Origin of the sequence: Rathayibacter sp. AY1E6 (genome assembly GCF_002931115.1) — a bacterium.
GTDB lineage: Bacteria > Actinomycetota > Actinomycetes > Actinomycetales > Microbacteriaceae > Rathayibacter.
Genome location: NZ_PSVK01000001.1, coordinates 187,091 through 208,717 on the forward strand (window position 1 = coordinate 187,091; position 21,627 = coordinate 208,717).

The window sequence follows — 21,627 nt, forward strand, 5'->3', positions numbered from 1 at the left end:
GTCGCGGAGGCTCCGCGACCTCCGTCAGGTGCGGGAGACCGTCGGCTTCTCGGCGTCGGTGCCGGAAGCAGGGGTGGTGGTGTCGTCGGAGTCGGACTCGACGTCCTCGAATTCTACCGCAGCCGGGGCGGGCGTCCACTCGCGACCCGGCCGGTAGGCCGAGGGCTCGGCGCCCGGGTGCTCGCGCTTCTGGATCACCACGAGGACCAGGCCGATGACCACGGCGATGAGCGCGGCCCAGACGTTGGTGCGGATGCCCCAGAAGAACTCGCTCGGGTCGATCCGGATGGACTCGAACCAGACGCGGCCGATCCCGTACCAGATCAGGTAGGCGGCGAAGACGGTGCCCCACTGCAGCTTGAGACGGCGCTCGAGCAGGAGGATGACCGCGATGCCGACGACGTTCCAGAGGATCTCGTAGAGGAAGGTCGGGTGGAAGAGCGTGCCCGCCGGGAGGCCGACGGGGAAGGCCGGGTTGGTGGTCTCGATCTCGAGGCCCCAGGGCAGGGTCGTGGGCAGGCCGAAGAGCTCGTGGTTGAACCAGTTGCCCAGGCGCCCGAGCGCCTGAGCGGCGAGCATGCCGGGGGCGAGGGCGTCGGCGAAGGTCCAGAAGCGCACTCCTGTCCAGCGGCAGCCGATGAACGCGCCGACCGCGCCTCCGATGAGCCCGCCGAAGATGGCGTTGCCGCCGTTCCAGATGCGGACGACCTCCCACGGGTCGGCGCCGTCGTAGAAGTAGTCGCCGGGGTGGGTGAGCACGTGGTAGGCGCGGGCGCCGACGATGCCGAGCGGCACCGCCCAGATGATGATGTCGAGCACGACCCACGGCTCCGCGCCGCGGCGCTTGAGGCGCTGGTTCGTCATGATCGTCGCCACGATGATCCCCGCGAGGATGCAGAGCGCGTAGGTGTGGATCGCGAGCGTGAAGGTGCCGATCGTGAGGGCGTACTGACTCCACGCGTCGGGGGGGCTCGGAATGCTCAGCGGTACGGACACCGGTACTCGACCTTTCGAAGGAGGGGGTCCCCCGGGCGCGGCTCGGCCGCGCCCCGGTGGGCATCCCGATTGTAGCGGGAGGGTGTCAGCGCGCGGAGCGCAGGCGGGTGCCCTCGGCGAGGCCGCGGGAGGTCTCGGCGACCGCGTCGACCCCGCCGGACGCCAGCGCCCGCACCAGGGCGGATCCGACGATGGCGCCGTCCGCGTAGGCGAGGATCTCGGCGACCTGCTCGCCGGTCGAGATGCCCAGGCCGACGCACGCGCTCTCGGAGCCGGCGGCGCGGAGGCGGTCGACCAGGGTGCGGGCCGCGGAGTCGACATCGGTGCGCGCGCCGGTGATGCCCATCGTCGAGACCGCGTAGACGAATCCACGGCTCGAGTCGACGGCCTGGCGCAGGCGCGTGTCCGTCGAGGACGGTGCCGCGAGGAACACGCGGTCGAGTCCGAGCCACTCGGAGACGGCGAGCCACTCGGCGCCCTCGTCCGGGATCAGGTCGGGCGTGATGAGGCCGGACCCGCCGGCCTCGGCCAGATCGGTGGCGAAGCGCTCGACCCCGTACTGCAGGACGGGGTTGTAGTAGGTCATCACCAGGACCGGCACGTCGACGCGCGCCCGGATCTCGCGGACGGCCTCGAAGCCGTGGCGGAGGCGGAAGCCGCCCGCGATGGCGGCCTGGGTCGCCTCCTGGATGACGGGTCCGTCCATCACCGGATCGGAGTAGGGCAGACCGAGCTCGATCGCGTCGACGCCGTTCTCGGCCATGGCCACGGCGGCGTCGATGCTGGTCGGCAGGTCGGGGAAGCCGACGGGGAGGTAGCCGATCAGGGCGCCCGCCGCCTCCTCGTTCCGGCGCCGGACGGTCTCGGCGACGCTCGGTCCGCGGCCGCTCACGACTGCACCGCGCCCTGGTCCATGAGGCCGAAGTAGTGCGCAGCGGTCGTCATGTCCTTGTCGCCGCGGCCCGAGAGGTTGACCAGGATGGTGGCCTCGGGGCCGAGCTCGCGCCCGAGCTCCAGCGTGCCGGCCAGCGCGTGCGCGGACTCGATCGCCGGGATGATCCCCTCGGTGCGGCTGAGCAGCATGAGCGCGTCCATCGCGGCCGAGTCGGTGACCGCGCGGTAGTCGGCGCGGCCGATGCTCGAGAGCCACGCGTGCTCCGGGCCGATGCCCGGGTAGTCGAGGCCGGCCGAGATCGAGTGCGACTCGACGGTCTGGCCGTCCTCGTCCTGGAGGAGGAAGCTGCGGGCGCCGTGCAGGACGCCGGGGCGGCCCTTGCTGATGGTCGCCGCGTGGCGGGGGGTCTCGATCCCGTCGCCGCCGGCCTCGAAGCCGACGAGGCGGACCTCGGGGTCGTCGAGGAAGGCGTGGAAGATCCCCATCGCGTTGGAGCCGCCGCCGACGCAGGCGGTGACCGCGGTGGGCAGCGAGCCGGTGAGCTCGAGGACCTGCTCGCGCGCCTCCTCGCCGATGATCTTCTGGAAGTCCCGGACGAGGGCCGGGAACGGGTGCGGGCCCGCGACGGTGCCGAAGATGTAGTTCGTGGTGCCCACGTTCGTCACCCAGTCGCGCATCGCGTCGTTGATCGCGTCCTTGAGGGTGCGCGAGCCGGTCGTCACGGGGATCACCTCGGCGCCGAGCAGGCGCATGCGGGCGACGTTGAGGGCCTGGCGCTCGGTGTCGACCTCCCCCATGTAGACCACGCAGTCGAGGCCGAACAGGGCGGCGGCCGTGGCGGTCGCGACGCCGTGCTGGCCCGCTCCCGTCTCGGCGATGACGCGGGTCTTGCCGATCCGCTTGGTGAGCAGCGCCTGGCCCAGCACGTTGTTGATCTTGTGCGAGCCGGTGTGGTTGAGGTCCTCGCGCTTGAGGATGATCCGCGCACCGCCGGCGTGCTCGGCGAACCGCGGCACCTCGGTGATGATCGACGGACGGCCGGTGTAGCTGCGGTGCAGCTCCATCAGCTCGGCCGCGAACGCGGGGTCGACCTTCGTGCGCTCGTACTCGGCGCTCAGCTCGTCGAGGGCCTCGACGAGGGACTCGGGGACGTAGCGTCCGCCGAACTCGCCGAAGTAGGGGCCGAGTTCATCCCGGAGTGCCATGGGGGTACCGCCTATCGGTGTGGTCAGTGCGCCAGGAAGCCGGCGAGGGTGGAGACGGGGTCGCCGCCGGTGACGAGAGCCTCGCCCACGAGGACGACGTCGGCTCCGGAGCCGCGGTAGTGCGCGACGTCGTCGGCGGTGAGGACGGCCGACTCGGCCACCTTCACCGCGTCGTCGGGGAAGCGCTCGGAGAGGCGGCCGAAGAGGTCGCGGTCGAGCTGGAAGGTGGAGAGGTCGCGGGCGTTCACGCCGATGAGCCGCGCGCCGAGGTCGGCGGCCCGCTCGAGCTCGTCGGCCGAGTGCGTCTCGACGAGCGGGGTCATCCCCAGCTCGAGGACGAGGGCGTGCAGCTCGGCGAGCAGGGGCTGCTCGAGCGCGGCGACGATGAGGAGGACCAGGTCGGCTCCGGCCGCGCGGGCCTCGAGGACCTGGTACGGCTCGGCGACGAAGTCCTTGCGCAGGACGGGGATCGACACGCGCTCGCGGACCGCCTCGAGGTCCGCCAGGGACCCCTTGAAGCGGCGCTCCTCGGTGAGGACGCTGATCGCGCTCGCTCCCCCGAGCTCGTACTGTCCGGCCAGCTCGGCGGGGACGGGGATGTCGGCGAGGGCTCCGCGCGACGGGCTGGCGCGCTTCACCTCGGCGATGATCCTTACGCGCTCGGCGGGGGCCAGAGCGGCCAGGGCGTCGAGGGCGGGCGCCTGGGCGAGCGCGCGGCGCTCGACGGCTTCGAGCGGGGCGCTCTCGCGGCGCCGGGCCGCGTCGGCCAGGGCGCCGGCGGTGAGGTCGGCGAGCACCTAGGCGCGCGCCTTCGGGTTCGCCTTCGCGCCGTTGACGCCGTAGCCCGCCTTGGCCATGCCCATGCCCACGAGCAGACCCACCACGACCAGGCCGGCCGAGAGCCAGACCACCAGGGGCACGTCGAACCAGAACGCGATCGTGCCGATCGTGAATCCGACCAGCATGATGACGACGGCCGTCCACGCTGCGGGCGAGTGGCCGTGGTTGTCGTCGTCGTGCTCGGTGCTCATGGGTCTCCTCCTGGGGGTGCATCGGGACCAGAGCAGTCTAGCGTGAGGCGCCTGAGCGCCCGGCCCCGGACTCGCCTGCGCAGCCGCCTGCAGGAGGCGGGGATGCCGGACCGCCGGACACGACCGCGGCCGGTGTCAGCGGCCCGAGGTGGGGTCGTCGCCGCGCGAGAGCTCGTCCCACGAGACGACCGGGTCGATGTCGCCGTCGTCCGTCTGCACGGTCGACGCGCCGTGGCCGTAGCCGTCGGCGGGCTCGAAGCGGGAGGCGCGCTTCCGCGCCGCTCCCGGCCAGCGGCCCGAGGTCGCGAGGACGCCGATCCCGAGCAGCGCCGTGAGCGCGCCGCAGACCAGGGCGACGACGGGCCAGGCCGTCGCGGAGGACGAGGCCACGAGGGCCGCGACGGACTGCTCCCCCGCGATGGCGGTCGCCTCCGTGACCAGCGAGGCGCCGGCGCGCACGGGGTCGCCCAGTGCCGTCGCGGCCGCGAGCACCACCGAGGCACCGAGGACGGCCTGGAGCAGACCGAGCACGATCCGGAACACGGGGCCGGCGATGGCGAGGGCCGCGGCGAGGGCGAGGCCCGCGAGCGCCAGGGCGGAGAGCGCGGGCGCGGCGACGGTCCCGGCCACGTCGATCCGCTGGCCCTCCCCCTCGATCGCGGCCAGGGTCAGCGTGGACCAGGTCTGAGTGGAGGAGGTCAGCTCGAGCGCGGCGAGGAGCACGACCCCGAGGATCGCCGTGTACTTCAGCCGCCGTCCGCTCATGCTCACTCCGCCGGGCCGAGGCCGGTGAACGGCACGAGGGGGTCGACGTCGAAGCAGGCGTGCTCGCCCGTGTGGCAGGCTGCGCCGATCTGCTCGACCTGGACCAGCAGAGTGTCGGCGTCGCAGTCGAGGGCGGCACCCCGCACGTACTGCGCGTGCCCGGACGTGTCGCCCTTGCGCCAGTACTCCTGGCGCGAGCGCGACCAGAAGGTGACGCGGCCCTCGGTGAGGGTCCGCCGGAGCGCCTCGCGGTCCATCCAGCCCATCATGAGCACCTCGCGGGTGTCGTGCTGCTGGATGATCGCGGGCAGGAGCCCGGTCGGATCGAAGGCGGCGCGGTCCAGGACGGCGTCGAGCTCGGCGGGGGTCATCGGATCTCGATCCCGGAGGCCGCGAGCGAGCGCTTGACGTCGCCGATCGTCAGCTCGCGATTGTGGAAGACGGAGGCGGCGAGCACGGCGTCGGCCCCCGCGTCGACGGCCGGAGCGAAGTGCTCGACGGCGCCGGCGCCTCCAGAGGCGATGACGGGCACGGAGCTCAGCTCGCGCATCGCGGCGATCAGCTCGAGGTCGAAGCCCTGCTTGGTGCCGTCGGCGTCGATGGAGTTGACCAGGAGCTCCCCGGCGCCGCGCTCGACGGCCTCGGCCGCCCAGGCCAGGGCGTCGAGCTCGGTCTCGCGGCGTCCGCCGTGAGTGGTGACGACGAAGCCGGACGGCGTGGCGTCGCTCCGCTTGACGTCGAGCGAGAGCACGAGCACCTGTGCGCCGAAGACGTCGGCGATCTCGCCGAGGAGCTCGGGCCGGGCGATCGCGGCGGAGTTGACGCCCACCTTGTCGGCGCCGTGCGCGAGCAGTCGCGAGACGTCCTCGGCGCTGCGCACGCCTCCGCCGACCGTGAGCGGGATGAAGACCTGCTCGGCGGTCGCCCGCACCACGTCGTAGGTGGTCGAGCGGTCGTCGACCGTGGCGGTGACGTCGAGGAAGGTCAGCTCGTCGGCGCCCTGCTCGAAGTAGAGGCGGGCGAGCTCGACGGGGTCGCCCGCATCGCGCAGGTTCTGGAAGTTGACGCCCTTCACGACGCGGCCGGCGGCGACGTCGAGGCAGGGGATGACGCGGACGGCGAGACTCATCGGCTCCCCCTCTACAGGCGCGCGGCGTGGATGGAGGTGACCAGGATCGCGCGGGCGCCCAGGTCGTACAGGCGGTCCATCACCTGGTTCATGTCCGAGCGCGGCACCATCACGCGGACGGCCACCCACTCGGCGTCGTGCAGCGGCGAGACCGTCGGCGACTCGAAGCCCGGGGCGATCGCCGTGGCGCTCTCCAGGAGCGCGACGGGGCAGTCGTAGTCGAGCAGCACGTACTCGCGGGCGACCAGCACGCCCTGCAGGCGGCGCAGCAGCACCGGGATGCCCTCGGGCTCCCCCGCGGCGGAGACCAGGACGGCGGTCGAGTCCAGGATGACCGGCCCGAAGATCTCGAGGCCGGCCTTGCGGAGCGTGGTGCCGGTCTCGACGACATCGGCGATGACGTCGGCGACGCCGAGCTGGATCGCGGACTCGACCGCGCCGTCGAGGCGGATCAGCGTCACCTCGACGCCGTGCTCCCGGAGGAAGCGGCCCACGAGGCCCGGGTAGCTGGTCGCCACGCGGAGGCCGTCGATCTGCGCGAGCTCGTCGTAGCGGCCTGCGGGCCCGGCGAAGCGGAAGGTGGAGTTCGCGAAGCCGAGGCTCGCGATCTCGCGCGCCTCGGAGCCGGAGTCGATCAGGAGGTCGCGGCCGGTGACCCCGACGTCGAGAGCGCCGGAGCCGACGTAGGTGGCGATGTCGCGCGGGCGCAGGTAGAAGAACTCGACCCCGTTGCGCTCGTCGACGACGTGCAGCTCCTTCGGGTCGCGGCGGCCGGTGTAGCCGGCCTCCGCGAGCATCTGACCGGCGGTCTCCGAGAGGGAGCCCTTGTTGGGGACGGCGACGCGCAGGAGCGCCGGGGCGGGGGTGGTGGTCACGGGACGTCCTTCATGACTCGACGGCTGTTCAGGGGGCGGCACGGCTCCTCGGGGAGCGTGCGGGCGCGACGGCGCGGAGCGGAGGCGCACCCCGGCGAGCGGGGCGGGGCTCACAGATGCCGGTAGACGTCGGCCGTCGTCAGTCCCTTGGCGAGCATGAGCACCTGCAGGTGGTAGAGCAGCTGCGAGATCTCCTCGGCGGTGCGCTCGTCGCCCTCGTACTCGGCGGCCATCCACACCTCGGCTGCCTCCTCGACGATCTTCTTGCCGATGAAGTGCACGCCGGCGTCGAGCTCGCGGACGGTGCCCGAACCCTCGGGACGGGCGGCGGCCTTCTCGCCCAGCTCAGCGAAGAGGTCGTCGAAAGTTTTCACCGGGGAAGTCTATACGGCGGCCGGGCGCGGGACGCCTCAGTGCCGGTGCAGGTGAGCGGTCGCCGTCTCGCGCAGCGACGCGATCGCGGCCTCCGGGTCGTCCGCGCCGAAGACCGCGGAGCCCGCGACGAAGGTGTCGGCTCCCGCCTCCGCTGCGATCTCGATCGTGCCGGGTGCGATCCCGCCGTCGACCTGGAGCCAGACCTCGAGCCCGGTGCGGTCCACCACGTTCCGGAGCGTGCGCAGCTTGGGCATCGTCTCCTGCATGAAGGACTGGCCCCCGAAGCCGGGCTCGACCGTCATCACGAGGACCTGGTCGAACTCGGGCAGGAGGTCGAGGTAGTCGTCCACCATCGTGCCCGGCTTGAGCGCGATCCCCGCCCGCGAGCCGATCCCGCGCAGGCGCCGCGCCAGGGCCACGGCGTCGCGCGCGGCCTCGGCGTGGAAGGTCACGGAGAAGGCGCCGGTCTCGGCGTAGTCGGGGGCCCACCGGTCGGGGTCGTCGATCATCAGGTGCAGGTCGAGCGGGCGGGGCGAGACGTCCTGGAGGCGCTGGACCATGGTCAGCCCGAAGGTGAGGTTCGGCACGAAGTGGTTGTCCATCACGTCGACGTGCACGAGGTCGGCTCCGGCGATGCGCTGCAGCTCGGCCTCGAAGTTCACGAAGTCGGCGGAGAGGATGCTGGGATTGATCCGTGCGGGCATGCGTCCAGCCTAGATCGGAGCGTCCTCGGCGTCCGCCCGGCTGAGCACGCTCCCGCTCCGGAGGGGTCAGGCGTCTCCGGACGCCGCCTCGAGGGGCCGGCGGCGGCGGAGGAGCTGGACGAACATGGCGTCGGTGCCGTGCCGGTGCGGCCAGAGCTGCACGTGGAGGGGGCCGTCCGGCAGCGGGAGCGGGTCCGCCGTCACCGCGCGCAGCACGGCCGGCGTGTCGACGAGCTCGAGCTCGTGCCGCTCCTGCGCGAGGGCGAGCACGCGCCGGGTCTCGCCGAGGTGCGGCGAGCAGGTCACGTAGGCCAGCAGCCCGTCGGGAGCGAGAGCCCGGACCGCGGAGTCGAGCAGCTCGCCCTGGAGGGCGGCCAGCGGCTCCACGTCGGCCGCGGACTTGCGCCAGCGCGCCTCGGGCCGACGCCGCAGCGCACCGAGACCGGTGCACGGCGCGTCGAGGAGGATGCGGTCGAACGAGCCCGGCTGCTCGTCGCCCAGGTCGCGCCCGTCGCCGGTGCGCACCTCGACCGACGGGTCGACGGCGGCCAGCGCCTGCCGCACCAGGCCCGCGCGGCCCGGGACCACCTCGTTGGCGAGCAGCGCCGCCCCGCCTGCGCGCGCCTCCGCCGCGAGCAGCGCCGCCTTGCCGCCGGGTCCCGCGCACAGGTCGAGCCAGCGCTCGCCCGGGCGGACCGGCCGTGCCCGGGAGAGCGCCAGAGCGGCGAGCTGGGAGCCCTCGTCCTGCACGCGCACGCGGCCCTCGTGCACCGCGGGGAAGGCCTCCGGGTCGCCGCCGGTGCTGGTCATGCCGACCGGCGAGAACCGGTCGGATTCGGCGTCGGCGATCTCGCCGGGAGACGCCAGGCCCGGCAGAGCCACCAGGTTCACCCGCGGAGCCGCGTTGTCGGCGGCGAGCAGCGCGTCGAGCTCGTCGGCCGCCCCCTCCGCCGCCAGCGCCCGTCGCAGGGCGCGCACGATCCACACGGGGTGGGAGCTCAGCGCGGCGATCCGGTCGTCCCCGGAGACCGCGGCCGCGGAGACCCGCTCGCGCCACTCGCCGGCGCTCGAGCGCGAGACCGCGCGCAGCACGGCGTTGGCGAAGGCCACCGCTCCCCGCGAGGAGCCGGCCGCGACGAGCGCGACACTCTCGTTCACCGCGGCGTGCGGGGCCACGCGGGTCGCGAGCAGCTGGTGCACGCCCAGGCGCAGCGCGTCGAGCACGGGCGCATCGATGCTCCCGACGGACCGGCCGGCCGCGAGGGCGATCACGCGGTCGTAGTAGCCGGACATCCGCAGGGTGCCGTAGCAGAGCTCGGTGGCCAGTCCCGCGTCGGCGGGCGAGAGGCCGGCGGCGCTGATCCGCGCGGGCAGGATCAGGTTGGCGTAGGCGTCCGACCCGCTCACCGCGAGCAGGACGTCGTAGGCGACCCGGCGGGCGGGAGCGGCCTCGCGACGGGCGCTCACGCGAGCACCGTGCTCTCGCGCAGGCCGCGGGCCCAGTCGGCGCCGGCCATCGGGGTCCTGCCGGCGGGCTGGACGGTGACCAGCTCCACCGCTCCGTCCGCGGTGCCGACGAGGGCGCGCCCCGAGTCGAGGCGGACGACGCCGGGAGCGAGGTCCCCCTCGGCCGCGCGGACCGCGAGCACCTTGAGGCGCGCGTCCCCCACCGCGGTCGAGGCTCCGGGCTCGGGAGTCGTTCCGCGCACGAGCGCGAGGACCCGCGCGGTCGGGAGGCTCCAGTCGATCCGGCCGTCGGCGGCGTCGAGCTTGGGAGCGGGGGTCGCCTCTCCGGCCTGCGGAGTCGCGACGGCCGTGCCCTCCTCCAGCGCGTCGACCACGCCGAGGGTGAGGCCGGCGCCGCTCGCGGCCAGCTCCGTCAGCAGCTCGCCCGCGGTGCGCTCCCCCGCGTCGACGGCGAGCTCGGCGTACACGTCACCGGCGTCGAGCTCGGCGACCAGCTGGAAGACGCTCGCGCCGATCCGCGTGTCGCCCGCCATCAGCGCCCGCTGGACGGGAGCCGCCCCGCGCCAGCGCGGCAGCAGGGAGAAGTGCAGGTTGATCCAGCCCAGGCGCGGCACAGCCAGCAGGCGCTGCCGGACGAGGCCGCCGTAGGCCACGATCACGCCGAGGTCGGGGGCGAGCTCCGCGATCCGGTCGGTCACGTCCTCGTCGAGGCGGTTCGCCCGGATCACCGGGATCCCCAGCTCCTCGGCCGCGACGGCGACCGGCGAGGGGGTGAGCACGCGCTTGCGGCCCACCGGGGCGTCCTCCCGGGTGACCACGGCCACGACCTCGTGCGCGGAGGCGGCGAGGTCGCGGAGGGTCGGAACGGCGGCGGCGGGCGTGCCGGCGAAGACGAGGCGCACGGGGGTCTCCTGGGGAGTCAGAGGATGTCAGGGTCGTCGAGACGGACCCGGAGCCGGGGGGCCGGCCGGAAGCGGCCGGGCGTGGTCGGCGGGCGACGACGGCGCGTGGCGTTGCGGATCACGGCGGAGCGGAGGCGCGCGGCCACATCCGCACCGCGAGCGTAGTCGAACCGGACGATCGCCCGGACGGAGCCGTCCTCGAGCCCGACAGGACCGAGGACCTCGTGCCGGTCGTCCTCGTCGAGCGCGTCGAGCGCCTCCTCCACCGCGTGCGCGTCGCCGCTCACCGTGGCCAGGCGCACCGCGGGCGGGAAGCGCAGAGCGCGCCGCTCCTGGAGCTCGGCCCGGAGGTACTCGGCCTGCCGCCAGGTCGCCAGGGCGGTCGCGAGCCGGCCGCCGACCCCGACCAGGAGGACCGGCGCGCCCGGGCGGGCCAGCGCCGCGGCGTTCGACCAGGTGCGGAGCGCGTCGTCGGCGACCCGCAGGCTCTCGCGGGCCAGCATCCGCTCGCCGTCCAGCAGCAGGACGGCGTGGTAGCCGCCGTCGGCCCGCGGCTCCGCCCCGCGCGTGGCCACGACGAGCGCGGGCTCGTCGGGGAGGGTGAGCACGGGGCGCTGCCCGTCGGCGACGATCACCTTGGCACCCGGGAAGGCGCGTCCGAGCTCCTCCGCGGTGCGGCCCGCGCCGAGGGAGACGAGGCGCAGAGCCGTCGCCTCGCAGACGGAGCAGGTCCAGTCGGCCGCGATCAGGCCGCACCAGCCGCAGCTCGGCCGCCCGCCCTCGGAGTGCACGCCGAGCGGACCCTGGCAGCGGTTGCAGCGTGCGACGGTCCGGCAGCGGGCGCAGGCGACCACCGGCGCGTAGCCGGGGCGCGCGACCTGGACGAGCACGGGACCGGAGTCGAGGGCCTTCCGCGCCTCCCGCCAGGCGGAGGAGGGGATGCGCGCTGCCGCGTCGTGCTCGTCGGCCGCCCACTGCTGGGCGGTCGGCACGACGTGCGGGCGGCGGCTCGGCCGCGGCTCCACCTCGGTCGCGAAGCCGATCTCGACGAGCCGCTCGACCTCGACCGTGCGCGTGTTGCCGAGCAGGACGAGGCCGGCGCCGCTCTGCTCCTGCCGCACCAGGGCGACGTCGCGCGCGTGCGCGTAGGGCGCGAGCGGCTCGGCGAAGAGCGGATCGCCGTCGTCCCAGAGCGCGATCAGGCCGAGGGCGGAGGAGGGCGCGTAGAGGACGGAGCGGTTGCCGACGACGACCCGCGGCCCGGGATCGAGGCAGCGGACGAAGGCGGAGTAGCGCTCGGCGCCCTTCTGCCGCGCATCGAGGCGCACCACCGCCTCCGCGGGGACGAGGGCGGCGAGAGCGAGCTCCAGCTGCTCCTGGTCGCGGTAGTCGGGGACGGCCAGGATCGCGTCGCGGCCCGCGGCGAGCGTGTCCCGGGCGAGCTCGGCGAGCGTGACGGCCCAGCCGCCGACCCACGCGCCCGAGTCGAGCCTCACCGGAGCCGGCACGGCGCCGACCGCCAGCCGGGCCCCCTCGGCGAGTCCAACGAAGGAGGCGTCGGGGTAGCCCGTCACGCCGCCCGCCTCGACCGCGGGCGCCGCAGGAGCGGGACCCGCGGCGAGTCGCGCCTTCTCGACGCGGACGTGGCGGCGCGGCACGGCCAGGCGCAGCACGTCGCTCGCGCCCCCGGAGGCGCGGTCGGCCACCCGGCGGGCGAGGGCCCAGACCTCCGGGGTCAGCACGACGAGCGGCGAGACCAGCTCCTCGATGCCGCTGAGCGCTCCGGCGTGCTCGGTCCCCTCCCCCGTCTCGACGACGAACGCGTCGGCGATCCGGCCTCCGGTCCGCAACGGCACCCGCACGCGCACGCCGGGGACCACCTCGCCGCGCAGCGCCTCCGGCACCGCGTAGTCCAGGAGCCGGTCGAGCTGCGGGAGGGGCGAGTCCAGGAGCACGCGCGCGACGGCTCCGCTCGTCGCCATCGCCGCCGCGCCCGCTACGAGAGGCCCGCGGCGGAGCGCAGGTCGTCGACCCGGTCGAGGCGCTCCCAGGTGAAGTCGGGGAGCTCCCGGCCGAAGTGGCCGTAGGCCGCGGTCTGCGCGTAGATCGGGCGGAGCAGGTCGAGTGCGTGGATGATCGCGGCCGGGCGCAGGTCGAAGACCGAGCGGATCGCCTCGGTGATCGTCTCGTCGGAGACGGTGCCGGTGCCGAAGGTCTCGACGTAGAGGCCGACCGGGGCCGCCTTGCCGATGGCGTAGGCGACCTGCACCTCCAGCCGCGAGGCGAGCCCCGCGGCGACCGCGTTCTTGGCGACCCACCGCATGGCGTAGGCGGCCGAGCGGTCCACCTTCGACGGGTCCTTGCCCGAGAACGCGCCGCCGCCGTGGCGGGACGCTCCGCCGTAGGTGTCGACGATGATCTTGCGGCCGGTGAGCCCGGCGTCGCCCTGAGGGCCGCCGATCTCGAAGCGGCCCGTCGGGTTGATCAGCAGGCGCACGGCGGAGGAGTCGAGGTCGACCGTCTCGAGGACGGGGCGGATGACGTGCGCCGCGATGTCCGCGTGGATCGTCTCGGTGCTGACGTGCTCGGCGTGCTGGGTGGACAGGACGACGGTGTCGATGGTGGACGGCGTCGTGCCGTCGTAGCCGATGGTGACCTGGGTCTTGCCGTCGGGTCGGAGGTAGTCGAGCTCGCCCGACTTGCGGACGGCGGCCAGGCGCTCGGCGAGGCGGTGCGAGAGCCAGCTCGGCAGCGGCATGTACTCGGGGGTCTCGTCGGTCGCGAAGCCGAACATCAGGCCCTGGTCGCCCGCGCCCTGGCGGTCGAAGGCGTCCTCGCCCGCCTCGGAGGAGCGGACCTCGAGCGCCGTGTCGACGCCCGCCGCGATCTCGGGCGACTGCTGGCCGATCGAGACCGAGACGCCGCAGGAGCGGCCGTCGAAGCCCTTCTCCGAGGAGTCGTAGCCGATCTCGACGATCGTGTCGCGCACGATCTTGGGGATCTCGACGTAGCCGCTCGTGGAGACCTCGCCCGCGACGTGCACGAGCCCCGTCGTGACCAGCGTCTCGACGGCGACCCGGCTGTGCGGGTCCTCGCGGAGCAGGGCGTCGAGGATGCGGTCCGAGATCTGGTCGCAGATCTTGTCCGGGTGGCCCTCGGTGACGGACTCGGAGGTGAACAGGCGGAGGGGACCGGAGGTCATGCTTCTCTTCTCGTCCCGGCTCGTGCGGACCGGGGTCGTTCGTACCGGGAGTGGCCTGGCGGGCGCGATGCCGGGCGGCAGGCGATCGGCGCCTGGGCGGGCGGACCGGCGGGGCTAGCGCACGACCGCGTCGAGGACGCGATCGGCCACCTCCGCCTTGCTGCCCGAGGCCTCACCAACTATATCGCCGGCCCGATCGAGGACCACGACGGCGTTGCTGTCGCTCTGGAAACCCTCGGCCCAGCCCACCCTGTTGAGGACGAGCAGGTCGCAGCCCTTCCGGGCGATCTTGGCGCGGCCGAGGGCGAGCATCGCGTCCCGGTCCGGCTCGGTCTCCGCGGCGAAGCCGACGACGATCTGCCCCTCCCGCCGGGAGGCGGAGATCTCGGCGAGGACGTCCGGGTTCTCGACGAGCTCGAGGACGAGACGGTCGCCCTGCTGCTCCTTCTTGATCTTCGCGTCGGCGACCGCGGCGGGCCGGTAGTCGGCGACGGCCGCGGCCATGATCACCACGTCCGCGCCGGGGGCCGCGGCGAGGGCGGCCTCGCGCAGCTCGAGCGCGGTGCCCACCGGGAGGACCGTGACGCCCTCCGGCGCCGGCACGTCGAGGTTCGCGGCGAGGAGGGTGACCTCCGCGCCCCGGGCCGCAGCGGCCAGCGCGAGCGCGACGCCCTGCCTGCCGCTGGAGCGGTTGCCGACGAAGCGCACCGGGTCGAGGGGCTCGCGGGTGCCGCCGGCGGTCACGAGGACGCGCACGCCCGCGAGGTCGCGGCGGGCGGAGGCTGAGCGGGCGTGGACGGCGAGGGCCTCCGCCACGATCGTCTCGGGCTCCTCCATGCGGCCGGGGCCCGAGTCGGCGCCGGTGAGGCGGCCGACCGCGGGTCCGACGACGTGCACGCCGCGGGAGCGGAGCACCGCCGTGTTCGCGACGGTGGCGGCGTTCGCCCACATCTCGGTGTGCATCGCGGGGGCGACCACGAGCGGGGCGGTGCTCGCGAGCACCGTGTTGCCGAGCAGGTCGTCGGCGAGGCCGGCGGCGAGCTTGGCGAGCGTGTGCGCCGTCGCGGGCGCGATCACGATGAGGTCGGCGGCCTGGCCGATGGCCACGTGCCGGACCTCGGCGACGCCCTCGTAGAGCTCGGTGTGCACCGGGTTCCGCGAGATGGCCTCGAGGGTGGGCTTTCCGACGAAGCGCAGCGCGGCCTCGGTCGCGACGACGTGCACGTCGTGCCCCGCGAGGACCAGCGCGCGGACGACTCCGACGGCCTTGTACGCGGCGATGCCGCCGGTGATGCCGACGACGACGTTGAGCCGTCGGCCGGCCTCGAGAGAGGAGCCCACCCGGAGGGGACTACTCGGCGAGGGGCTTGGCGACGAGCTTGTCCTCGCTGATCTCGTGCAGTGCGACCGAGAGGGGCTTGTCGTCGATGGTGGAGTCGACCAGCGGGCCGACGTTGTCGAACAGGCTGCCCTCGTGGAGGTCGGCGTAGTAGTCGTTGATCTGGCGGGCGCGCTTGGAGGCGAAGATCACCAGCGCGTACTTGGAGTCGACCTTCGAGAGGAGCTCGTCGATGGGCGGGTCGATGATGCCGAGGTTGTTGGCCATGGATGTCTCCTTGCAGGCGCATCAGCGCCGATCTGCGGCTCCGGAGCAACACGGCGCGCGGGCTCCGAGGGGCGTGTGCCCGGTGGGACCCGGGGCGTCGGCCCGGAGGTGGTCGGTGGCCCGGTGTCAGCGGCCCGGGTCAGCGGGCGCGCCGTCGGCACGAGGCGACATCAATTCTACGACCTCGCGGGCCGCTTCGGGCACGGTGCTGTTGACGACGGCGAAATCGAACTCGTCCTGCGCGGCCAGCTCCACCTTCGCGGTGGCCAGACGGCGCTCCTGCTCCTCCGCGCTCTCGGTGCCGCGGCCGACCAGCCGGCGGACCAGCTCGTCCCAGCTCGGCGGCAGGAGGAAGACCAGCCGCGCGTCCGGCATCCGCTCGCGCACCTGGCGGGCACCCTGGATGTCGATCTCGAGCATCACCTGCCGGCCCTGCTCCAGCGCGGCGTCGATGGGGCCGCGGGGCGTGCCGTAGCGGTGAGCGTTGTGGACGACGGCGTACTCGAGGAACTCCCCCGCCGCGACCATCCGGTCGAACTCGGCGTCGTCGACGAAGTAGTAGCTGACGCCGTCCACCTCGCCCGGACGCGGGGCCCGGGTGGTGGCCGAGACCGAGAGCAGGACGTCCGGGTAGTTCTCGCGGATGTAGGTCGACACGGTGCCCTTGCCGACCGCGGTCGGACCGGCGAGGACGAGCAGGCGGTTGCGGCCGGGGCGGCGCTGCCGGGACTCCCGCTCCTCGAGGAACGACGCCAGGCCCTCGACCTGGCGCCGGCCGAGCCCGCCGAGGCGCTTCGACTCGGCGATCCGCAGCTGGTCCATCACCCGGGGCGTCTTCACCACGCCGAGCGCCGGCACCGCGCGGAGCAGCTCGCTGACGCGCATCCGCCCCTCGACTCCGAGCGGCTCGGCCTGGGCCGCCGCGAGCACGGCGGTCGCGGGGCGGCGTCCGGCGGCGACGGCCTTCTTGACGGCGGCGCGGGCACGGCGCGCCGCGATCGCGGCCTCGGAGGCGGCGCGCCGGTCGACCTCGGGCGGCGAGGGACGGCGCACGGCCTCCGGGCGCGAGGAGGCGCCGGGATCGGGGCTGACGGTTTCAGCGGACAAGGGTCTCCTGGATGTCGGTCGCGCGGCGGGTGATCTCGGCCGCGATCCCCGAGGGGCCGGCGCCGAGCACGCTGCGCGACTCGCTGACGATGGTGGCGGCGCTCAGCGCGCCGAACAGCCGCTGCGCGTCCGCGACGGCCGCGCCCTGGTGGCCGAAGCCGGGCGCGAGCACCGGGAGTGCGGGGTGCAGCGGCTCGTCGATGCCGATGCCGAAGTCGCCCAGGGCGACAGTGGCGCCGAGCACCACGCCGACCGAGCCGATCGACGCGCGAGCGTGAGCGTCGTTCCAGGATGCCACGTCCGCCACGACCGCGCGTGCCACGGTGGATCCCGCCCGGCCGCCGTCCTGCACGAGGGCGCGCTGCACGGGGCGGGCCTCGGGGTTGGAGGTGGCTGCGAGGACGAACACGCCCTTGCCCGCCTCCTCGGCGAGGGTCAGCATCCCCTCGAGGGAGCCGAGCCCCTGGTAGGCCGCCGCGGTCATGGCGTCCGCCTCCAGCGGCGAGCCCGGCCGGAGCCACGCCTCGGCGTAGGCGGTGACGCTCGTGCCGATGTCGCCGCGCTTGACGTCGGCGATCACCAGCAGTCCGGCCTCGCGCGCGTCGGCGAGCACGCGCTCGAGCGCGGCGTAGCCCGCCGAGCCGTGCCGCTCGAAGAACGCGATCTGCGGCTTCACCACGCCCACGCGGCCGGCCGCCGCCTCGACGACCGTGCGGCCGAAGCTCTCGAGCCCGGCCGCGTCGTCGGCGAGGCCCCACGCGTCGAGCAGGTACGCGTGCGGGTCGATCCCGACGCAGAGCCGGCCGTGCGCGGCGAACGCCGCCTCGAGGCGCGAGCCGAAGGAGGCGGTGCCCGCCGCGCCGCCGCTCACGCGGTGCGCTCCGCGCGGCGCAGGGCGTAGTCCTGCAGGCTCGTCACCTCGAAGGGCTCGTTCGCCGCGTCGAGCGAGGCGACCGCGGCCGCGAGCTGGGCGATCGTGGTGAACAGCGGCTTGTCCGCGGCGACCGCGGCGGCGCGGATCTCGTAGCCGTCGGCGCGGGTCGCTCCTCCGCTGGGCGTGTTGATCACCACGTCGACCTCGTCGCGGGCGATCAGCTCGACGATGGAGGGCGCGTCGCCCTCGGCGGTCTCGCTGTACTTGCGGACCACGCGGGCCTGGATCCCGTTGCGGTTCAGCACCTCGGCCGTGCCCTCGGTCGCGAGGATGTCGAAGCCGAGCTGGCGCAGGCGCAGCGCGGGCAGGACGATCGAGCGCTTGTCGCGGTCGGCGACCGAGATGAAGACGGTCCCGCTCGCCGGCATGCCGCCGTACGCGGCGTCCTGGCTCTTCGCGAAGGCGCGCGGGAAGTCGCGGTCGATCCCCATGACCTCGCCGGTGGAGCGCATCTCGGGCCCGAGCAGCGAGTCGACGATCTGGCCCTCCTTGGTGCGGAAGCGCTTGAACGGCAGGACCGCCTCCTTCACCGCGATGGGAGAGTCCATCGGGACGTCGGAGCCGTCGCGCTCGGGCAGCAGGCCCTCGGCCTTCAGCGCGGCGATGGTCTCGCCCACCATCAGGCGCGACGCGGCCTTCGCGAGCGGGATGCCCAGCGCCTTCGACACGAACGGCACGGTGCGCGAGGCCCGGGGGTTCGCCTCGAGCACGTAGAGCACGCCCTGGCCGATCGCGAACTGGACGTTCAGCAGTCCTCGGACTCCGACGCCCTGCGCGATCGCGAGGGTCGCCTCCCGCACCTGGTCGATCTGCCGGCGGCCGAGCGTCACCGGCGGGAGCGTGCACGCCGAGTCGCCGGAGTGGATGCCGGCCTCCTCGATGTGCTCCATCACGCCGCCGATGTAGAGCTGCTCGCCGTCGAAGAGCGCGTCGACGTCGATCTCGATCGCGTCGTCGAGGAAGCGGTCCACCAGCAGCGGGTGCGCCTCGTCGATGATCCCCTCGCCGGCCATCCGCTCGAAGTAGTCCTCGAGCTGGGGCGTGCCGTAGACGATCTCCATGCCGCGCCCGCCGAGGACGAACGACGGACGGACGAGGACCGGGTAGCCGATCTCCACCGCGACCTCACGGGCGCCGTCGAGGTCGGTCGCGGTGCCGTTGCGCGGAGCGAGAAGCCCCGCCTCGTCGAGGATCCGCGAGAACGCGCCGCGCTCCTCCGCGAGGTCGATGTTCGCGGGGGTGGTGCCGAGGATGGGCACGCCGGCCGCCTCGAGGCCCGCGGCGAGCCCGAGCGCCGTCTGGCCGCCCAGCTGCACGACGACGCCGACGAGCTCGCCGGACTGCGACTCCGCGTGGATGACCTCGAGCACGTCCTCGAGAGTCAGCGGCTCGAAGTAGAGGCGGTCCGAGGTGTCGTAGTCGGTCGAGACCGTCTCGGGGTTGCAGTTGATCATGATCGTCTCGAAGCCCGCGTCCGAGAGCGCGAACGAGGCGTGCACGCAGGAGTAGTCGAACTCGACCCCCTGGCCGATGCGGTTGGGGCCGGAGCCCAGGATGACGACCTTGCGGCGGTCGGCGGCGACGACCTCCGTCTCCTCGTCGTACGAGGAGTAGTGGTACGGCGTGAGCGCCGGGAACTCGCCCGCGCAGGTGTCGACGGTCTTGTAGACCGGGCGCACGTCCAGCGCGTAGCGGGTGCGGCGGACCTCCGCCTCGTCGAGCCCGCGGAGCTCGGCGATCTGCGCGTCCGAGAAGCCGTGGTCCTTCGCCAGGCGGAGGAGTCCGGCGTCGAGGCCGTCGTGCTCGCGCACCAGGTCGGCGATCTCGTTGATCAGCACGATCTGGTCGAGGAACCAGGGGTCGATCTTCGTGGACTCGAACGCCTGCTCGACCGTGGCTCCCAGGCGCAGCGCCTGCTGCACGGTGACGATGCGGCCGTCGGTCGGGGTCCTCGCGATCTCGAGGAGCTCCTCGACCGAGCGCTCCTGCGCGCCCCAGTGGAACGACGAGCCGCGCTTCTCGAGCGAGCGGAGCGCCTTCTGCAGCGCCTGCGCGTAGTTGCGGCCGATCGCCATCGCCTCGCCCACCGACTTCATGGTCGTGGTCAGCGTCTTGTCGGCGGCCGGGAACTTCTCGAACGCGAACCGCGGGACCTTCACGACCACGTAGTCCAGCGTCGGCTCGAAGCTCGCCGGCGTCACCTTGGTGATGTCGTTCGGGATCTCGTCCAGGCGGTAGCCGATGGCGAGCTTCGCGGCGATCTTGGCGATCGGGAAGCCGGTCGCCTTGGAGGCGAGGGCGGAGGAGCGGGAGACGCGCGGGTTCATCTCGATCACGATGATCCGGCCGTCCGCCGGGTCGATCGCGAACTGGATGTTGCAGCCGCCGGTGTCCACGCCCACGTCGCGGATGATCCGGATGCCGATGTCGCGCAGCTTCTGGTACTCGCGGTCGGTGAGGGTCAGCGCCGGTGCGACGGTGATCGAGTCGCCCGTGTGCACGCCGACGGGGTCGACGTTCTCGATCGAGCAGACGACGACCGTGTTGTCGGCCGTGTCGCGCATGAGCTCGAGCTCGTACTCCTTCCAGCCGAGGATCGACTCCTCCAGGAGCACCTCGGTGGTGGGGCTCTGGTGCAGGCCGTCGCCGACCATCCGCACCAGCTCCTCGCGGGTGTAGGCGAAGCCGGAGCCCAGGCCGCCCATGGTGAACGACGGGCGGATGACGAGGGGATAGCCCAGGTCCTCGGCGTACTCGATCGCCTCGTCGACGGTGTGCGCGATGTAGGACTTCGCGACGTCGGCGCCCGCGTCCAGCACCAGCTGCTTGAAGATCTGCCGGTCCTCGCCGCGGTTGATCGCCTCGAAGCTCGCGCCGATGAGCTCGACGCCGTACTTCTCGAGGATCCCGAGGTCGTGCAGCTGGATGGCCGCGTTCAGGGCCGTCTGCCCGCCGAGGGTCGGCAGGATCGCGTCCGGCTTCTCCTTGGCGATGATCGCCTCGATCGCCTTGGGCGTGATCGGCTCCACGTAGGTGGCGTCGGCGAAGTCGGGATCGGTCATGATCGTCGCCGGGTTGGAGTTGACGAGGATCACGCGCACCCCCTCGGCGCGCAGCACGCGGCAGGCCTGGGTGCCGGAGTAGTCGAACTCGACGGCCTGTCCGATGACGATCGGGCCGGAGCCGATGACCAGGACGCTCTGGATGTCTTCCCTGCGCGGCATTACTTCTGCTCTCCGATGCTGCTGGTCGTGGGGATGTCGGTGGGCTCCGAGGCCCCGCGCCCGGCCGTGCGCTGCACGACCATCTCGCGGAAGCGGTCGAAGAGGTGGTTGGAGTCGTGCGGGCCGGCCGCCGCCTCCGGGTGGTACTGCACCGAGAAGGCGGGGATGTCGAGGCAGCGCAGGCCCTCCACGACCGAGTCGTTGAGGGAGTAGTGGCTGACCTCGACGCGGCCGAAGCCCTCGGGCGAGTCCAGCTCGCCCTCGATCGGCGCGTCCACGGCGAACCCGTGGTTCTGCGAGGTGATCTCCACGCGGCCGGTGAGCTTGTCGAGCACGGGCTGGTTGATCCCGCGGTGGCCGAACGGGAGCTTGTAGGTGCCGAAGCCGAGAGCGCGCCCCAGCAGCTGGTTGCCGAAGCAGATGCCGAAGAACGGCAGGTCGGCGCGCAGGGTGGTGCGCAGCAGCTCGACGTGGCGGTCCGAGGCCTCGGGGTCGCCGGGGCCGTTGGAGAAGAAGAGCGCGGACGGGTCGAGCGCGAGCACCTGCTCGGCGGTCACCGACTCGGGCAGCACGTGCACGTCGAAGCCGCGCTCCGCGAGGTAGTTGACCGTCGAGGTCTTCACCCCCAGGTCGATGACCGCGACCGAGCCGACGCGCTCGCCGCGGGCGGGCACCGTGTACTGCTCGTCGGTCGAGACCGAGGAGGAGAGGTTGAGCCCCTGCATCTGCCGGCCGCCGAGGACCAGCGCGAGCTGCTCCTCCTCGGGGAGGGCGAGGTCCTCGCCGGAGAACACGCCGGCGCGCATCGAGCCGGCCGAGCGGATGTGGCGGGTGATCGCCCGGGTGTCGACGCCGGAGATCCCGACGATGCCGTCGGTCTCCAGGTCGTCGCCGAGGGAGCGCTGCGCGCGGAAGTTGGAGACGACGCGGGAGGGGTCGCGGACGACGTAGCCGGCGACCCAGATGCGGCGCGACTCCATGTCCTCGTCGTTGGTCCCGGTGTTGCCGATGTGGGGCGCGGTCTGCACGACGATCTGGCCGGCGTAGCTCGGGTCGGTCAGCGTCTCCTGGTATCCGGTCATGCCGGTGGCGAAGACGATCTCGCCCAGGGTGCGGCCTCGGGCGCCGTAGGCCTGTCCCCGGAATCGTCGTCCGTCCTCGAGGACGAGGACGGCGGTGGGTTCGGTGCTGAGGCGTGTCGTTGGCACGG

Annotated in this window: 21 protein-coding genes; all 21 read right to left on the reverse strand. The window is 73.5% G+C overall.

Annotation, left to right across the window (positions count from 1 at the left end):
• Nucleotides 1-24: 24 nt before the first annotated feature.
• Nucleotides 25-996, reverse strand: a complete 972-nt coding sequence (gene lgt / locus C5C46_RS00785; protein WP_258059238.1) for a prolipoprotein diacylglyceryl transferase — start codon at nt 994-996, stop codon at nt 25-27.
• An 85-nt stretch (nt 997-1,081) separates the two neighbouring features.
• Entirely contained in the window at nt 1,082-1,888 is an 807-nt protein-coding gene (gene trpA, locus C5C46_RS00790; protein ID WP_104225309.1) for a tryptophan synthase subunit alpha, read from the reverse strand.
• On the reverse strand, nt 1,885-3,096 hold the full coding sequence (gene trpB / locus C5C46_RS00795; protein WP_104225310.1) for a tryptophan synthase subunit beta: 1,212 nt from the start codon (nt 3,094-3,096) through the stop codon (nt 1,885-1,887). The genes trpA and trpB overlap by 4 nt, the downstream gene beginning before the upstream one ends.
• Before the next feature lie 23 nt (nt 3,097-3,119).
• The gene (trpC, locus tag C5C46_RS00800) at nt 3,120-3,893 is read right to left on the reverse strand and encodes an indole-3-glycerol phosphate synthase TrpC (protein ID WP_104221862.1); all 774 of its coding nucleotides are present in this window, start codon (nt 3,891-3,893) and stop codon (nt 3,120-3,122) included.
• Nucleotides 3,894-4,127: a DUF6704 family protein gene (locus C5C46_RS00805; RefSeq protein ID WP_104221860.1), complete on the reverse strand. Its 234-nt coding sequence runs from the start codon at nt 4,125-4,127 to the stop codon at nt 3,894-3,896.
• A gap of 135 nt (nt 4,128-4,262) precedes the next feature.
• Nucleotides 4,263-4,892 carry a Trp biosynthesis-associated membrane protein gene (locus C5C46_RS00810; protein WP_104225311.1) on the reverse strand — a complete coding sequence of 210 codons (630 nt, stop codon included), beginning with the start codon at nt 4,890-4,892 and terminating at the stop codon, nt 4,263-4,265.
• A 2-nt stretch (nt 4,893-4,894) separates the two neighbouring features.
• On the reverse strand, nt 4,895-5,263 hold the full coding sequence (hisI, locus tag C5C46_RS00815; RefSeq protein WP_104221855.1) for a phosphoribosyl-AMP cyclohydrolase: 369 nt from the start codon (nt 5,261-5,263) through the stop codon (nt 4,895-4,897).
• Entirely contained in the window at nt 5,260-6,021 is a 762-nt protein-coding gene (gene hisF, locus C5C46_RS00820) for an imidazole glycerol phosphate synthase subunit HisF (protein ID WP_104225312.1), read from the reverse strand. The genes hisI and hisF overlap by 4 nt, the downstream gene beginning before the upstream one ends.
• An 11-nt stretch (nt 6,022-6,032) precedes the next feature.
• Nucleotides 6,033-6,896: an ATP phosphoribosyltransferase gene (hisG, locus tag C5C46_RS00825; RefSeq protein WP_104221851.1), complete on the reverse strand. Its 864-nt coding sequence runs from the start codon at nt 6,894-6,896 to the stop codon at nt 6,033-6,035.
• Nucleotides 6,897-7,006: 110 nt separating this feature from the next.
• Complete coding sequence (locus C5C46_RS00830) at nt 7,007-7,270, reverse strand: phosphoribosyl-ATP diphosphatase (RefSeq protein WP_055791842.1); 264 nt, start codon at nt 7,268-7,270, stop codon at nt 7,007-7,009.
• A 36-nt stretch (nt 7,271-7,306) separates the two neighbouring features.
• Nucleotides 7,307-7,975: a ribulose-phosphate 3-epimerase gene (gene rpe / locus C5C46_RS00835; protein ID WP_104225313.1), complete on the reverse strand. Its 669-nt coding sequence runs from the start codon at nt 7,973-7,975 to the stop codon at nt 7,307-7,309.
• Between the two features lie 66 nt (nt 7,976-8,041).
• Nucleotides 8,042-9,442: an RsmB/NOP family class I SAM-dependent RNA methyltransferase gene (locus tag C5C46_RS00840; protein ID WP_258059239.1), complete on the reverse strand. Its 1,401-nt coding sequence runs from the start codon at nt 9,440-9,442 to the stop codon at nt 8,042-8,044.
• Nucleotides 9,439-10,344: a methionyl-tRNA formyltransferase gene (gene fmt / locus C5C46_RS00845; protein WP_104225315.1), complete on the reverse strand. Its 906-nt coding sequence runs from the start codon at nt 10,342-10,344 to the stop codon at nt 9,439-9,441. The genes C5C46_RS00840 and fmt overlap by 4 nt, the downstream gene beginning before the upstream one ends.
• Before the next feature lie 17 nt (nt 10,345-10,361).
• Nucleotides 10,362-12,326 (reverse strand): hypothetical protein, encoded by a 1,965-nt coding sequence (locus C5C46_RS00850; RefSeq protein WP_104225316.1) that lies wholly within the window; start codon nt 12,324-12,326, stop codon nt 10,362-10,364.
• A gap of 14 nt (nt 12,327-12,340) precedes the next feature.
• Nucleotides 12,341-13,546, reverse strand: a complete 1,206-nt coding sequence (gene metK / locus C5C46_RS00855; protein ID WP_104221839.1) for a methionine adenosyltransferase — start codon at nt 13,544-13,546, stop codon at nt 12,341-12,343.
• Between the two features lie 114 nt (nt 13,547-13,660).
• Nucleotides 13,661-14,887: a bifunctional phosphopantothenoylcysteine decarboxylase/phosphopantothenate--cysteine ligase CoaBC gene (gene coaBC, locus C5C46_RS00860; protein WP_104225317.1), complete on the reverse strand. Its 1,227-nt coding sequence runs from the start codon at nt 14,885-14,887 to the stop codon at nt 13,661-13,663.
• Nucleotides 14,888-14,897: 10 nt separating this feature from the next.
• On the reverse strand, nt 14,898-15,152 hold the full coding sequence (gene rpoZ, locus C5C46_RS00865; protein WP_104225318.1) for a DNA-directed RNA polymerase subunit omega: 255 nt from the start codon (nt 15,150-15,152) through the stop codon (nt 14,898-14,900).
• A 126-nt stretch (nt 15,153-15,278) separates the two neighbouring features.
• Entirely contained in the window at nt 15,279-16,205 is a 927-nt protein-coding gene (gene gmk, locus C5C46_RS00870; protein ID WP_104354723.1) for a guanylate kinase, read from the reverse strand.
• Nucleotides 16,206-16,248: 43 nt separating this feature from the next.
• Nucleotides 16,249-17,130, reverse strand: a complete 882-nt coding sequence (pyrF, locus tag C5C46_RS00875; RefSeq protein WP_104225320.1) for an orotidine-5'-phosphate decarboxylase — start codon at nt 17,128-17,130, stop codon at nt 16,249-16,251.
• Complete coding sequence (gene carB, locus C5C46_RS00880; RefSeq protein WP_104221829.1) at nt 17,127-20,417, reverse strand: carbamoyl-phosphate synthase large subunit; 3,291 nt, start codon at nt 20,415-20,417, stop codon at nt 17,127-17,129. The genes pyrF and carB overlap by 4 nt, the downstream gene beginning before the upstream one ends.
• Nucleotides 20,417-21,625 (reverse strand): glutamine-hydrolyzing carbamoyl-phosphate synthase small subunit, encoded by a 1,209-nt coding sequence (carA, locus tag C5C46_RS00885; RefSeq protein WP_104225321.1) that lies wholly within the window; start codon nt 21,623-21,625, stop codon nt 20,417-20,419. Before carA ends, carB begins: the two co-directional genes overlap by 1 nt.
• Nucleotides 21,626-21,627: the final 2 nt, after the last annotated feature.